Origin of the sequence: Salinisphaera sp. T5B8, from assembly GCF_040361255.1 — a bacterium.
GTDB lineage: Bacteria > Pseudomonadota > Gammaproteobacteria > Nevskiales > Salinisphaeraceae > Salinisphaera.
Genome location: NZ_APNG01000007.1, coordinates 135,243 through 148,951, shown reverse-complemented (window position 1 = coordinate 148,951; position 13,709 = coordinate 135,243). Strand labels below are relative to the sequence as shown.

11 protein-coding genes are annotated in these 13,709 nt (G+C 63.3%); 3 read left to right on the top strand and 8 right to left on the bottom strand.

Annotation, left to right across the window (positions count from 1 at the left end):
* Window positions 1–24: 24 nt before the first annotated feature.
* From ectA to grpE, 8 genes are all read right to left on the bottom strand, one after another.
* Entirely contained in the window at window positions 25–567 is a 543-nt protein-coding gene (ectA, locus tag T5B8_RS08375; RefSeq protein ID WP_353177977.1) for a diaminobutyrate acetyltransferase, read from the bottom strand.
* 161 nt (window positions 568–728) lie between these two features.
* Window positions 729–3,953: a carbamoyl-phosphate synthase large subunit gene (gene carB / locus T5B8_RS08370; protein ID WP_353177880.1), complete on the bottom strand. Its 3,225-nt coding sequence runs from the start codon at window positions 3,951–3,953 to the stop codon at window positions 729–731.
* Between the two features lie 44 nt (window positions 3,954–3,997).
* Window positions 3,998–4,381, bottom strand: coding sequence for a GxxExxY protein (locus T5B8_RS08365; RefSeq protein ID WP_353177878.1), 384 nt, complete (start codon window positions 4,379–4,381; stop codon window positions 3,998–4,000).
* Window positions 4,382–4,408: 27 nt separating this feature from the next.
* Window positions 4,409–5,536 (bottom strand): glutamine-hydrolyzing carbamoyl-phosphate synthase small subunit, encoded by a 1,128-nt coding sequence (carA, locus tag T5B8_RS08360; RefSeq protein WP_353177876.1) that lies wholly within the window; start codon window positions 5,534–5,536, stop codon window positions 4,409–4,411.
* Between the two features lie 108 nt (window positions 5,537–5,644).
* Window positions 5,645–6,457 (bottom strand): 4-hydroxy-tetrahydrodipicolinate reductase, encoded by an 813-nt coding sequence (gene dapB / locus T5B8_RS08355; RefSeq protein ID WP_353177874.1) that lies wholly within the window; start codon window positions 6,455–6,457, stop codon window positions 5,645–5,647.
* Between the two features lie 29 nt (window positions 6,458–6,486).
* Entirely contained in the window at window positions 6,487–7,623 is a 1,137-nt protein-coding gene (dnaJ, locus tag T5B8_RS08350; RefSeq protein ID WP_353177872.1) for a molecular chaperone DnaJ, read from the bottom strand.
* An 80-nt stretch (window positions 7,624–7,703) separates the two neighbouring features.
* The gene (dnaK, locus tag T5B8_RS08345) at window positions 7,704–9,647 is read right to left on the bottom strand and encodes a molecular chaperone DnaK (protein ID WP_353177870.1); all 1,944 of its coding nucleotides are present in this window, start codon (window positions 9,645–9,647) and stop codon (window positions 7,704–7,706) included.
* Between the two features lie 125 nt (window positions 9,648–9,772).
* The gene (gene grpE / locus T5B8_RS08340) at window positions 9,773–10,402 is read right to left on the bottom strand and encodes a nucleotide exchange factor GrpE (protein ID WP_353177868.1); all 630 of its coding nucleotides are present in this window, start codon (window positions 10,400–10,402) and stop codon (window positions 9,773–9,775) included.
* Between the two features lie 184 nt (window positions 10,403–10,586).
* On the opposite strand from grpE, the gene T5B8_RS08335 reads away from it, so the two are divergent.
* The 3 genes from T5B8_RS08335 to T5B8_RS08325 all read left to right on the top strand — a co-directional run bounded on the left by T5B8_RS08335 (window position 10,587) and on the right by T5B8_RS08325 (window position 13,707).
* Window positions 10,587–11,480, top strand: coding sequence for an NAD(+) kinase (locus T5B8_RS08335; RefSeq protein WP_353177866.1), 894 nt, complete (start codon window positions 10,587–10,589; stop codon window positions 11,478–11,480).
* Complete coding sequence (recN, locus tag T5B8_RS08330; protein ID WP_353177864.1) at window positions 11,480–13,153, top strand: DNA repair protein RecN; 1,674 nt, start codon at window positions 11,480–11,482, stop codon at window positions 13,151–13,153. The genes T5B8_RS08335 and recN overlap by 1 nt, the downstream gene beginning before the upstream one ends.
* Before the next feature lie 113 nt (window positions 13,154–13,266).
* Entirely contained in the window at window positions 13,267–13,707 is a 441-nt protein-coding gene (locus T5B8_RS08325) for an outer membrane protein assembly factor BamE (RefSeq protein ID WP_353177862.1), read from the top strand.
* The last annotated feature ends 2 nt before the right edge of the window (window positions 13,708–13,709 follow it).

Here is a 13,709-nt window from a genome sequence, read left to right as displayed (position 1 = left end):
CGTATGGCAAGCGGCCTGGCGATCTTATTCGCTGTGCTGCGAAAGCACGCGGGCGCGGTCGAACGGGCCAATCCGAAACAGGATTTCCGGCTCGTGGGGCTCGTCGTCGAAATCGCCGAACATTTCGCTGGAAAACAGCTCGCTTTCGGCAACGTCGGTATCCAGACGACGGGCAAGACCGCGGAACAAGGCGATCGAAGGCTCGTTGCTGGGGCCGATGGTGGTATCCAGATAGCGCACGTTCTGGCAGGCGTCGCGCGCGAGGATTTCGAAGAGCATGCGCGTGGCCAGACCGCGTCCGCGACCGGCTTCGGCCACACCCACCTGCCAGACGAATACTATGTCGGGGTGCGCCGGCAGGATATAGGCGGTGATGAACCCGACCAGTTCGCCGTCAATCTCGGCGACTACGCTGGTATCGGCGTGGTGTTCGCCGATAAGCATATAGGCGTAGGCCGAATTGACATCGAGCACGCCGAGATCGTGCACGAGGCGAAGAATACCGGCACCGTCTTCCTTGCGAGGCGGACGAAACCGGACGTCGTTTGCAGAATTTTGGTCGCTAATGGCTTCAGTCAGAGTTTTGGTTTGTGCGCATTATAACGGGTTCGCCGATTTTTTTCGGCCCGCCCCGGCCTGCGCCCAACCGATCACCCGATCGCCGCAAGATCGCCGGGGCCTGAAAAGGCGGCGCAACGCGCGAACACGCGCGCTGCGCCGCGCCTGAATTACGCCGGAATCGCGGCCTGAATCGATTGCAGCGAATACACCTGAGCCGCGCGCCCGTCGGTAAGCGCAGTACAGCTGGCCTGGGCCCCAGCGATGGTGGTGAAGTAGGCCACCTTGTAGCGCAAGGCCGTGATCCGGATCGAGCGTGATTCCTCGATCGCGCGCTTGCCCTCGGTGGTATTGACCACCAGCTGGATTTCACCGTTCTTGATCATGTCGACGATATGCGGCCGGCCTTCCTTGACCTTGTTGGCCACCGTACAGGCCACGCCCGCTTCGCTGATCGCACTCGCCGTGCCGCGCGTGGCGACGATGCCAAAGCCGGCTTCGGCGAGCTCGCGCGCGAGCTTGACCGCATGCGGCTTGTCGCCGTCACGCACCGTAATCAGCGCGGTGCCGCTTTCCGGCAGGCCCACGCCGCCGGCCAGCTGCGACTTGGCAAAGGCCTCGCCAAAGGTCCGGCCCACGCCCATGACCTCGCCGGTGGATTTCATTTCCGGGCCGAGCAAGGGGTCGACGGTCGGGAACTTGGAGAACGGGAACACCGCTTCCTTGACCGCGAAATGCGCGATCTTGCGCTCGGCGCCGATATTCTGCTCGGCCAGCGTCTGTCCGGCCATGCAACGCGCCGCGATCTTGGCCAGCGGCACGCCCGTGGCCTTGGACACGAACGGCACCGTACGCGAGGCACGCGGATTGACCTCCAGCAGATAGACCTCGCCGCCGCGAATGGCGAACTGGACGTTCATCAGCCCGACCACCGACAACCCGCGCGCGAGCGCGGCGGTCTGACGGCGTACTTCGTCGAGCACCTCGGCACCGAGACTGTACGGCGGCAGCGAACAGGCCGAGTCGCCGGAATGCACGCCGGCCTGTTCGATATGTTCCATGATGCCGCCGATGAACACATCGGTGCCGTCACAGATGGCATCCACGTCCAGCTCGATCGCGTCTTCCAGGAAGCGATCCAGCAATACCGGCGAATCCGGCGAGACCTTGACCGCGGCGGTCATGTACCGCTGCAAATCCTCCGGCTCGTAGACGATTTCCATCGCCCGGCCACCCAGCACGTACGACGGGCGTACGACCATGGGAAAGCCCACTTCCTCGGCCAGACGCATGGCCTCGGCTTCGGAGCGCGCACTGCGGTTGGCGGGCTGCTTCAGGCCCAGCTTGTTGACCAGGTTGAGGAAGCGATCGCGATCCTCAGCCAGGTCGATCGAATCCGGCGTGGTGCCGATGATCGGCGCGCCGGCGGCTTCCAGGCGGCGCGCGAGTTTCAAAGGCGTCTGGCCGCCGTACTGCACGATCACGCCCTTGGGCTGCTCGACATCGATGATCGACATCACGTCCTCGAAGGTCAGCGGCTCGAAATAGAGCCGGTCCGAGGTGTCGTAGTCCGTGGAGACGGTCTCCGGATTGCAGTTGACCATGATGGTCTCGTAGCCATCTTCGCGCATCGCAAGGGCCGCGTGCACGCAGCAGTAATCGAACTCGATGCCCTGACCAATCCGGTTGGGCCCGCCGCCGAGCACCATGATCTTGTCGCGATCCGAGGGGTTGGCCTCGCACTCCTCGTCGTAGGAGGAGTATTGATAGGCGGTCGCGGTGGGGAATTCCGCCGCACAGGAATCGACCCGCTTGTAGACCGGCACGATATTGTTCTTCAGCCGCGCGCGGCGTACCGCGAATTCATCGCAGCCCAGCAGCGTGGCCAGACGCAGATCGGAAAAGCCCTTGCGCTTGTAGGCGCGCAGCGTATCGGCATCGAGATCGCCCAGCGTGGACTGCGCCAGCGCGCCTTCCATGGCGATCAGCTCTTCGATCTGGTCGAGGAACCAGGGGTCGATATGGGTCAGGCGATGCACTTCGTCCAGGCTGAAACCCGCCCGGAAGGCATCGCCGACATACCAAAGCCGCTCGGCACGCGGCGTCGACAGCTCGGCACGCAGCGTGTCCTTGGCCGCATCGCTGGCCAGATCCTCGAGCTTGGGTTCGAAGCCATCCGAACCGATTTCCAGGCTGCGCATGGCCTTCTGTAGCGACTCCTGGAAGCTGCGCCCGATCGCCATCGCCTCGCCCACGGATTTCATCTGCGTGGTCAGACGGTTGTCGGCGGCCGGAAACTTCTCGAAGGTGAAGCGCGGCATCTTGGTGACGACGTAGTCGATCGACGGCTCGAACGAGGCCGGCGTGACGCCGCCGGTGATCTCGTTGTTGAGCTCGTCGAGCGTGTAGCCCACCGCCAGCTTAGCCGCGATCTTGGCGATCGGGAAACCGGTCGCCTTGGAGGCCAGCGCCGAGGAGCGCGACACCCGCGGGTTCATCTCGATGATGATCATCTGGCCGTCGGCCGGATTGATCGCGAACTGGACGTTGGAGCCGCCGGTATCCACGCCGATCTTGCGCAAACAGGCCAGCGAGGCATCGCGCATGACCTGGTATTCGCGATCGGTCAGCGTCTGGGCGGGGGCGACGGTGATCGAGTCGCCCGTGTGGACACCCATCGCGTCGAGGTTCTCGATCGCACAGATGATGATGCAGTTGTCCGCATGATCGCGCACCACCTCCATCTCGTATTCCTTCCAGCCGAGCACGCTCTGTTCGAGCAGCACTTCGTTGGTCGGCGACAGTTCCAGCCCGCGCGAAAGCAGATCCTCGAACTCCTCGCGGTTGTAGGCGATGCCGCCACCGGTGCCACCGAGGGTAAAGGACGGCCGCATGATGATCGGAAAACCGATACGCGCCTGCACCTCGATGCCTTCATCCATCGTATGCACGACCGCGGATTCGGGCGTGGCTAGACCGATTTCGGTCATCGCGCGCCGGAAGGCGCTGCGATCCTCGGCCATGTCGATGGCCTCCTGGGTCGCGCCGATCATTTCGATGCCGTGCTTGGCCAGCACACCGGCGTTATACAGATCCAGCGCGCAGTTGAGCGCGGTCTGGCCGCCCATCGTGGGCAACAACGCATCGGGCTTTTCGGCTTCGATGATGCGCTCGACCGTGGCACAGGTAATCGGCTCGATATAGACCGCGTCCGCCGTTTCCGGGTCGGTCATGATCGTGGCCGGATTCGAGTTCACGAGGATGACGCGAAAGCCCTCGTCCTTGAGCGCCTTGCAGGCCTGCATGCCCGAGTAGTCGAACTCGCAGGCTTGGCCGATCACAATCGGGCCGGCGCCGATAACGAGGATGCTTTTAAGGTCTGTGCGCTTGGGCATAAATCACTTGTCCGCAAATTGACGCAAATGAGCGCAAATAAAAGTCAGATCGGCGAAGAGTCGTCGTGCGACTTAACAATGCGCTTCACGCCGAGACGTTGTGTACCAAAATTCAACAGCAGGCCGACCGTAATACCCGTCGCCTGCAGGTAATTCATAAGCTGCGCTTCATGAGTCGACGTGATTGACGCTAACGCCTTGATCTCGATGATCAAACATTGCGCGACCACGATGTCCGCGACGTATTGGCCGATCACCACACCACGGTAATAAACCTTGAGCGCCTTTTGCCGTTCGAACTCGATGCGCTGGTCGCGAAGCTCGATCGCCAGCGCATTCTCGTAAACATTTTCCAGGAAACCGCAACCAAGCTGATTGCTCACCGTAAATGCACAACCAATGACACGCTTTGAAATATTGTCTTTCATTTGCGCTCATTCGCGTTGATTTGCGGACTACCGATGGCTTTCCATCGCCCGCATGAAGCGATCGAAGATGGGGGCCACGTCGTGCGGGCCGGGACTGGCTTCCGGATGGCCCTGGAACGAAAACACCGGCTTGCCGACGATTTCGATGCCCTGTAGCGAGCCATCGAACAGCGAGCGATGGGTGACCCGCGCGGTTTCGGGCAGGCTGGCTTCGTCGATGGCGAAGCCGTGGTTCTGGCTGGTGATGAGCACTTCGCCGCTGTCGATATCCTGAACCGGATGGTTGGCGCCGTGATGGCCGAACTTCATCTTCAGGCTCTTGCCACCGGCGGCCAGCCCCAGGATCTGGTGACCCAGACAGATACCCAGCGTGGGAAAGCCCCGCTCGATGAGCTCGCGGCAGGTCGCGATCGCGTAATCCAGCGGCTCCGGATCGCCTGGGCCATTGGCCAACAGCACGCCATCGACGCCCATATCCAGCACCTCGGCCACCGGCGTACGCGGCGGCACTACCGTGACCTTCGCGCCGCAATCCACCAGCCGGCGCAGGATGTTGTATTTTACCCCGTAGTCGTAGACCGCCACATGGTAGGTGGGCGGCGCCGGCGCGTGCGTATCGTTGGGCCCGACCCAGCTGGGCTCGCGCCATTCGTAGATTTCGGTGGTGCCGGCATCGGCCGCGAGGTCCGCGCCCTTCAGGCCGGCGAACGCGCGCGCCTGGGCGATCGCTTCGTCTACATCGATATCGTCACCGGCGACGATACAACCGTTCTGGGCGCCTTTTTCGCGCAGCACGCGGGTCAGGCGACGGGTATCGATATCGCCGATCCCCACCACGCCGTTGTCTTCGAGATATTCGATCAGACCACTGCGCGCGCGCCAGTTGCTTTGCGCGCGCGGCACTTCGCGGATGATCAGACCCGCCGCCTGTACGCGGTCCGACTCGATGTCTTCGGGGTTGGCACCGGTATTGCCGATATGCGGATACGTCAGCGTGACCATCTGCTGACGATAGGAGGGATCGGTGAGGATCTCCTGGTAGCCGGTCATGGCCGTATTGAATACGACCTCACCCACCGTGGTGCCGAGAGCACCGATTGCACGACCGTGAAACAGGCTACCGTCTTCGAGCGCGAGCACAGCTTTGGGGCGCAACAGGGCCTCCAGGATTCGTGGATTCGGGACGCACCGGTATTCGCGAAACGAAGTCGGGCGCAGGCGGCGCCGGATTATAGCCGCTTGAATGGCCCGCGGCCAGTTTCCTTAGTCGGCAGACAGCCCCAGCACGTCGTTCATGTCATAGCGCCCGGCCGGCTGCTGGGCGACCCAGGCGGCCGCGCGCATCGCCCCGCCGGCGAATGTCTGACGCGACGACGCCTTGTGGGTGATCTCGACGCGCTCGCCCTCGCCGGCAAACAGCACCGTATGCTCGCCGACGATGTCGCCGCCGCGAATGGTCTGAAAACCGATGCTGCCACGCTCGCGCTCGCCGGTATGGCCCTGACGCGCATACACCGCGCAATCGTCAAGATCGCGCCCGGTGGCATCGGCGAGCACTTCGCCCATTCGCAGTGCGGTGCCCGAGGGCGCATCGACCTTGTGGCGATGATGGGCCTCGATGACTTCGATATCGAAATCGTCGCCCAGCGCTTTCGCTGCCTTTTCAAGCAGTTTCAGCGTCAAGTTCACGCCCGCACTGAAGTTGGGCGCGAATACGAGCGCGATCTTGGAGGCCGCCTCGTCGAGCTGGGCAAGCTGGCTGTCATCAAAACCGGTGGTGCCGATGACCATGGCCGCATTGCCCGCCACACAGTCGGCGAGTGCCGCCAGACAGGGCTCGGGCCGGGTGAAGTCGACCAGCACATCGAATGCCGAGGCATCGCGATCATCGGCGCTGGCAATCGCCACGCCGAGGTCTTCGCCCGTGGCCAGGCGCCCGGCATCCTGGCCGATCGCCGGGCTGTCGGGGGCTTCGAAAGCCGCCACCAGGGTCAGCGCATCATTGCGCTGACAGGCAATGATCAGTTCCCGGCCCATGCGCCCGGCGGCGCCGTTAATCGCCACACGTGTGGTCATGACGTCACCTTCCTTTTTGCTCGGCTGGCTCAGCCGAGGTGTTCGTTAAAGAAACGCTTGGCCTTGTCCAGCCAGGAGCTGGTCGCCGGGCTATGGCTGCGCCCACTGGTTTCCAGGCTTTCGCGCAGCTCTTCAAGCAATTTCTTCTGCTTGGCATTGAGGTTGACCGGCGTCTCCACCGATACCTTGCACAGCAGATCGCCCGGCGCGGAGGTACGTACCGACTGCACCCCCTTGCCGCGCAGACGGAACGTCTTGCCCGACTGGGTTTCGGCCGGGATACGCAGGCTGACCTTGCCATCCAGCGTGGGCACGTCGATTTCGCCGCCGAGTGCGGCCGTGATCATATCGACGGGCACATTGGCGTGCAGGTTGTTGCCGTCGCGCTCGAAAAACTCATGCGGCTTGACGTTGATCTGTACGTACAGATCGCCCGACGGCCCGCCCATTTCGCCGGCTTCGCCTTCGCCGGACAAGCGGATGCGATCGCCGTTGTCCACGCCCGGCGGTACCTTGACCGACAGCGTCTTGGACGACTGCACCCGGCCTTCGCCGCCGCACTTGCGACAGGGATTGCGAATCTTCTTGCCGCTGCCGTGGCAGTCCGGGCAGCTTTGCTGGATCGACAGAAATCCCTGCTGGATACGCACCTGACCGACGCCCTGACAGGTCGGGCAGGTATCGACCGGCGAATCCTTCTCCGCACCGCTGCCGTCGCAGGCGTCGCACTGCTCGAGCGTGGGAATTCGGATTTCGACCGTGTCGCCGCCGATGGCGGTTTCCAGATCCAAATCCAGATCGTAGCGAAGATCGGCGCCGCGCGAGGCACGCTGACGGCCGCCGCCCATGCCGCCGCCGAAGATGTCGGAAAAGATATCGCCAAAGATATCGCCGAAACCGCCAGCACCGGCACCACCGAAGCCGCCGCCGCCCGCAGCGCCGCCGAGCCCGGCATGACCGAACTGGTCATAGGTCTGGCGCTTCTGGTCGTCGGAGAGCACTTCGTAGGCTTCCGATGCCTCCTTGAAACGCGCTTCGGCATCGGCGTCATCCGGGTTGCGGTCCGGATGGTTCTTCATCGCCAGCCGGCGATAGGCTTTCTTGATTTCGTCCTTCGACGCGCTCTTCGACACGCCGAGGATTTCGTAGTAATCGCGGTTCGCCATGAATCCTTGACCTTTACAACCGAAAACGCCGGGGCAACGACTGGCGCTGCCCCGGCAGTAGGACTATCCGATCGAGCGGATTACGAGTTGGTGCCGGACTTCTTGTCGTCGTCCTTGACTTCCTCGAAGTCGGCATCGACGACATCGTCGTTCGAGCCGCCCTCGCTCTGGGCCTGGCCTTCGCCAGTGGCGGCTTCGTCACCCTGGCCGTCGCTGTAGGCCTTTTCCATGACCGGAGCGGACGCCTCGGAGAGCTTCTGCGTCTTGGCGTCGATTTCGTCCTTGTCGTCGCCTTCGAGCGCGGTACGAAGCTCGGCGATCGCATCGTCGATCGGCTTCTTCTCGTCTTCGCTGACCTTGTCACCGAGATCGCGCATGGCTTTCTCGATGCCGTGGATCAGGCCGTCCGCCTGGTTGCGCGCCGTGATCAGTTCGTTGAACTTGGCGTCTTCCTCGGCGTGCGCTTCGGCATCGGCGACCATCTTGTCGATCTCTTCGTCGGACAGACCGGAGGAGGCCTTGATGACGATCGACTGTTCCTTGCCGGTGGCCTTGTCCTTGGCCGACACGTTCAGGATGCCGTTGGCGTCGATATCGAAGGTGACCTCGATCTGCGGCGTACCGCGCGGTGCCGGCGGAATATCCGACAGGTCGAAGCGGCCCAACGACTTGTTGGCACTGGCCTGCTCGCGCTCACCCTGGAGCACATGCACGGTCACGGCCGGCTGGTTGTCCTCGGCGGTGGAGAACACTTCCGACTTGCGGGTCGGAATGGTGGTGTTCTTGTCGATGAGCTTGGTCATCTTGCCGCCCAGGGTTTCGATACCCAGCGACAGCGGCGTGACGTCCAGCAGCAGCACGTCCTTGGTGTCGCCCGAAAGCACCGAGCCCTGGATGGCGGCACCCACAGCCACGGCTTCGTCCGGGTTCACGTCCTTGCGCGCTTCCTTGCCGAAGAAGCTCTTCACTGCTTCCTGCACGGCCGGCATGCGCGTCTGGCCGCCGACGAGGATGACGTCGTCGATATCCGAAGCCTTCATGCCCGCGTCCTTGAGCGCGGTCCGGCAGGGATCGATCGTACGGGCGACCAGATCCTCGACCAGGCTTTCCAGCTTGGCCCGGGTCATCTTCATGTTCAGATGCTTTGGACCCGACTGATCGGCGGTCACGTAGGGCAGATTGATTTCGGTCTGCTGCGTGGAGGACAGCTCGATCTTGGCCTTCTCGGCGGCCTCTTTCAGGCGCTGCAGGGCCAGCTTGTCCTTGCGCAGATCCACGCCCTGCTCCTTCTGGAACTCGGCCGCGATGTGCTCGATGATGGCGTTGTCGAAGTCTTCACCACCCAGGAAGGTATCGCCGTTGGTGGCATGCACTTCGAACTGGTGTTCGCCGTCGACTTCGGCCACTTCGATGATCGAGATATCGAAGGTACCGCCGCCCAGGTCATAGACCGCGATCTTCTTGTCGCCGCCTTTCTTGTCCATGCCGTAGGCCAGCGCGGCCGCGGTCGGCTCGTTGATGATGCGCTTGACGTCGAGACCGGCAATACGGCCGGCGTCCTTGGTGGCCTGACGCTGCGCGTCGTTGAAGTAGGCCGGCACGGTGATCACGGCTTCGGTGACCTTTTCGCCGAGATAGTCTTCGGCGGTGGCCTTCATCTTCTGCAGGACCTTGGCCGAGACTTCCGGCGGCGCCATCTTCTGGCCACGGGCTTCGACCCATGCATCGCCGTTGTCGGCCTTGACGATCTTGTAGGGCACCGCATCGATGTCCTTCTGCGTGGTCGGATCGTCGAAGGTACGACCGATCAAGCGTTTGATCGCATACAGCGTATCGTTGGGGTTGGTGACCGCCTGGCGCTTGGCCGGGCGACCGACCAGCGTCTGGTCGTCGTCGGTGAACGCGACGACCGACGGCGTGGTGCGCTCGCCTTCCGCGTTCTCGATCACTTTAGGCTGGTCGCCTTCGAGCACGGCCACACAGGAGTTCGTGGTGCCGAGGTCGATACCGATAATCTTACCCATGTTTAATTCCCTCTACTTCGCACTGCATTGGCAGCGTCTTTAAAACTTGACTTGACAATCGATTTGGGGCGCGATGCGAATGTTTTCAAGCGCCCCGCCCCTTTATGCGCCGGATTTTTGCGCGCTTATGAATCGCCGCCGGCGGGCTTGGCCACGACCACCATCGCCGCACGCAACACCCGGCCGTTGAGCGTGTAGCCCTTCTGCATCACCTCGGCGACGGTATTGGGCGCCAGCTCTTCGCTGGGCTGGGTGGAAACCGCCTCGTGATATTCCGGATTGAAGGCTTCGCCCTTCGGGTCGATCGCTTCGATGCCGACTTTTTCCATGCTCGTGGCCAGCATGCGCACGGTCATGTCCATGCCTTCCTTGAGCTTGTCGTAATCGCCGCTTTGTTCCTCGGCGGCCTTCAAGCCCAATTCCAAGCTGTCGCGCACGCCCAGCAGTTCCGAGGCGAACTTCTCGATCGCGAATTTGCGCGCCGATTCCACGTCGCGCTGGGCGCGCTTGCGCACGTTTTCCATCTCTGCATGCGCACGCACGGCCTGGTCGCGATACTGCTCGGCTTCGGCGCGTGCCTGGTCGAGTTCGGCCTGCAGCTCGTCGGTTTCCGAAATGCTGTCGGCCGTGGTCTCGCCGGCGTCGACAAAGTCTTCGCTACCGGTCTGCACCGCTTCCACATCCGGCTGCGGCGTGTTTTCGGCCGCGGAATCGGTTTCGCCGTGCGGTGTACTGTGTTTTTCGTCCTGGCTCATGTGTTGCAAATCCCCGCTTGTTGGACGGTGCCGGCCAGATACGCCCTGCGCCGGCGTGACTGCCCTCACCATTGGGCTGGCTGGCGCCATTTCAAGCGTGCGATGTCGCCGGTTTTCGTTGAAATTGTCGTGCAAGGCGTGAATGCTTACGCGATCGACTTCCCGGCAGGCCGCAGGCACGCGCATGGCGCAACAGTTCGAAACCGTCGGCATCCTGGCCAAGAAACACGACGATGGCGTACGCCAGACCCTGAAAAATCTGATCGCCGATCTACAGGCGCGCGATAAGCGCGTGCTGCTGGACGACAGCCACGCCAGCGCGCATGAACAGGTCGAAACCTGCCCGCGCGATCAGCTCGGCGAACGCTGCGATCTGGTGGTGGTGGTCGGTGGCGACGGTACGCTGCTGGATGCCGGGCGCGCGGCCGCTGCGTCCGGCACGCCGCTTCTGGGCGTTAACCTCGGCCGTCTGGGTTTCATGGTCGACGTACTGCCGGCCGACATGAGCGCCACGCTCGACGAGATCTTTGCCGGCGAGTACATTGCCGAATCCCGCCTCATGCTTGCAGCGCAAATCGAGCGCGCGGATGGCCAGTTGCAGCCCGATCTGTATCCGGCCATCAACGAATGCGTGATCCGCAACCAGGCCTTTGCCCGCGTGCTGGATTTCGACACCTATATGAACGGCGCCTTCATCAGCCACCACCGAGCCGACGGCATGGTGGTGGCCACGCCCACCGGCTCGACCGCCTATGCGCTATCCGGCGGCGGGCCGGTGCTGCATCCCGCGCTTAATGCGCTGGCGCTGGTCCCTATTTGTCCGCATACGCTCTCCGATCGACCGCTGATCGTCGATGCCGATCACGAAATCGAAGTGCGCGTGGCCGATACGCTCGACGGCGCGGCGCTGTTCACCAGCGACGGCCAGGTCAGCCAGCCGCTGGGCGCGGGCGATTGCGTGCATATCCGGCGTGGCGAACACGATCTCAAGCTGATCCATCCGTGCGGCTACGATTACTTCAATATCCTGCGCAACAAGCTGCAGTGGGGCCGCGGTCAGAAACTGGCGTATTCCTGATGCTGGCTGAAATCACCATTCGCAATTTCGCGATCATCGACCGGCTGGATGTCGAGTTCGATACCGGCATGACCGTGCTGTCCGGCGAAACCGGCGCCGGCAAATCGATTCTGGTCGATGCGCTCAATCTGATTCTTGGCGATCGCGCCGATGCCCAGGCGGTACGCGAAGGCGCCGAACGCGCCGAGGTGAGCGCGCGCTTCGTGCTCGACGATGCCCCGGCCGCTCGTGCCTGGCTGACCGAACACGAGCTCGATGACGACAACGAATGCCTGATCCGGCGCGTGGTCGCCAGCGAAGGCCGCAGTCGCTGCTGGATCAACGGCACGCCCATGCCCGCACGCGAGCTGCGCGAGCTTGGCGAACGCCTGGTCGATATCCACGGCCAGCATGCGCATCAGTCGCTACTGCGGCGCAGCGCCCAGCGCGATCTGCTCGACGAATACGGCGAGCACGGCGACGCGCTCACAGCGGTCGCCAAGGCGGCCGAAACCCTGCGCGAAACCCGGGCCGCGATCGCGGCCATCGAACAGGTCGACGACGCCGGCGCCATGCGTATCGACCTGCTGCGCTATCAGGTCAGCGAACTCGAAGCGCTGGATCTGGGCGCGGACGAACTCGACGAGCTGGAAGCCGAGCACCGCCGCCTGGCCAGTGCCGAGCGGCTCATCGGCGATGGCCAGCGCGCGCTCGCCCTGCTGTACGAAGCCGAGGAAGGCGCGGCGATGGACCAGCTCGGCAGCGCCGAGCGCCTGGTGGGCGATCTGGCCGAAATCGACGACGGCTTTGCGCCCATCCTCGAACTGGTCGCCAGTGCACGCATCCAGGCCCAGGAGGCGGTCGATGCACTACGCCATCATGTCGACACGCTCGATATCGACCCGCAACGTTTTCAGGAAGTCGAACAACGTCTGGCCAGCATTCAGGACCTGGCCCGCAAGCATCATTGTGCGCCGGCCGATCTGCCGGCGCTGGCCACCCGCCTGGCCGAGGAACTCGACGCGCTCGAGGGTGCCGGCGCACGCCTGGAAACGCTCAAGAAAGACGAAGCCCGCCAGACCGAGGCCTATCACGAAGCCGCCGCCGCGCTCAGCAAGAAACGCGTTGGCGCCGCCAAACAGCTGAGCAAGGCCATCACCGACATCATTCGTTCGCTGGGCATGCCGGAAGGCGAGTTCAGCGTACGCATCACGCCGGGCGCGCACGCGCGCATCAACGCCAGCGGGACCGACGAGATCGAATTCCTGATCGCGGCCAATCCGGGGCAGAGCGCGCGCCCGCTCGAACGCGTGGCTTCCGGCGGCGAGTTGTCGCGCATCAGCCTGGCGATCGAGGTGGTCGCGGCCACGCGTACCCGCGTGCCCACGCTGGTGTTCGACGAGGTCGATACCGGCATCGGCGGCGGCGTGGCCGAGATCGTTGGCCGCCAGCTGCGCGCGCTGGGCGCGGCCGGGCAATCGCTGTGCGTGACCCATCTGCCCCAGGTCGCCGCCCAGGCAGCCCATCATCTGCATGTAGCCAAACAGGTGCGCAACGGCCATACGTCCACGCGTATCACCTATCTCGACGCGGACACGCGGGTCGAGGAAGTCGCACGCATGCTCGGCGGCGTGGAACTCACCGCCCAGACCCGAGCGCATGCCGCCGACATGATCGAACGGGCGCGCGCTTGAATGGACGTACTCAACGTGCAATGCGCGCTGTTGCGCATATCCACCCTGCCCGCGTTTGGCAGCCACAAAAGCGCTGCCGTATGATGCCCCTCGCCAACTACGGGTCCAATTCTATGAGAACAGTCGCCGTGCTCGTCATGCTGCTCATGCTCAGCGCATGCAGCCTACCGGTTTTCTTTCGTGTGCCGGTGGTGCAAGGCAATGTGGTGACGGCCAAGAACGTCAACCAGCTCGAACTCGGCATGACCAAGCGTCAGGTCGAATACGTGATGGGTACATCGCTGATCGACAGCAGTTTCGAAAAAGACCGCTGGGACTATGTGTTCTATTACCGCGATCCGCGTGCGCATGTGCGCCAGAGCGAGTTGAACCTGTATTTCGTCGACGACAAGCTCGCCGAAATCGATGGCGACGAGGAATACACCACGCAGATCATGGACGACGAGCCCGTGCCGTCGAGCGTGACCCCCGGCCCGGACAACGATCTGCCCGGCGCGGATGACCCCGACCGCTCGGAAGATCAGCCGCTGAGCGCGCCGCTACCCGGCACCTGAAG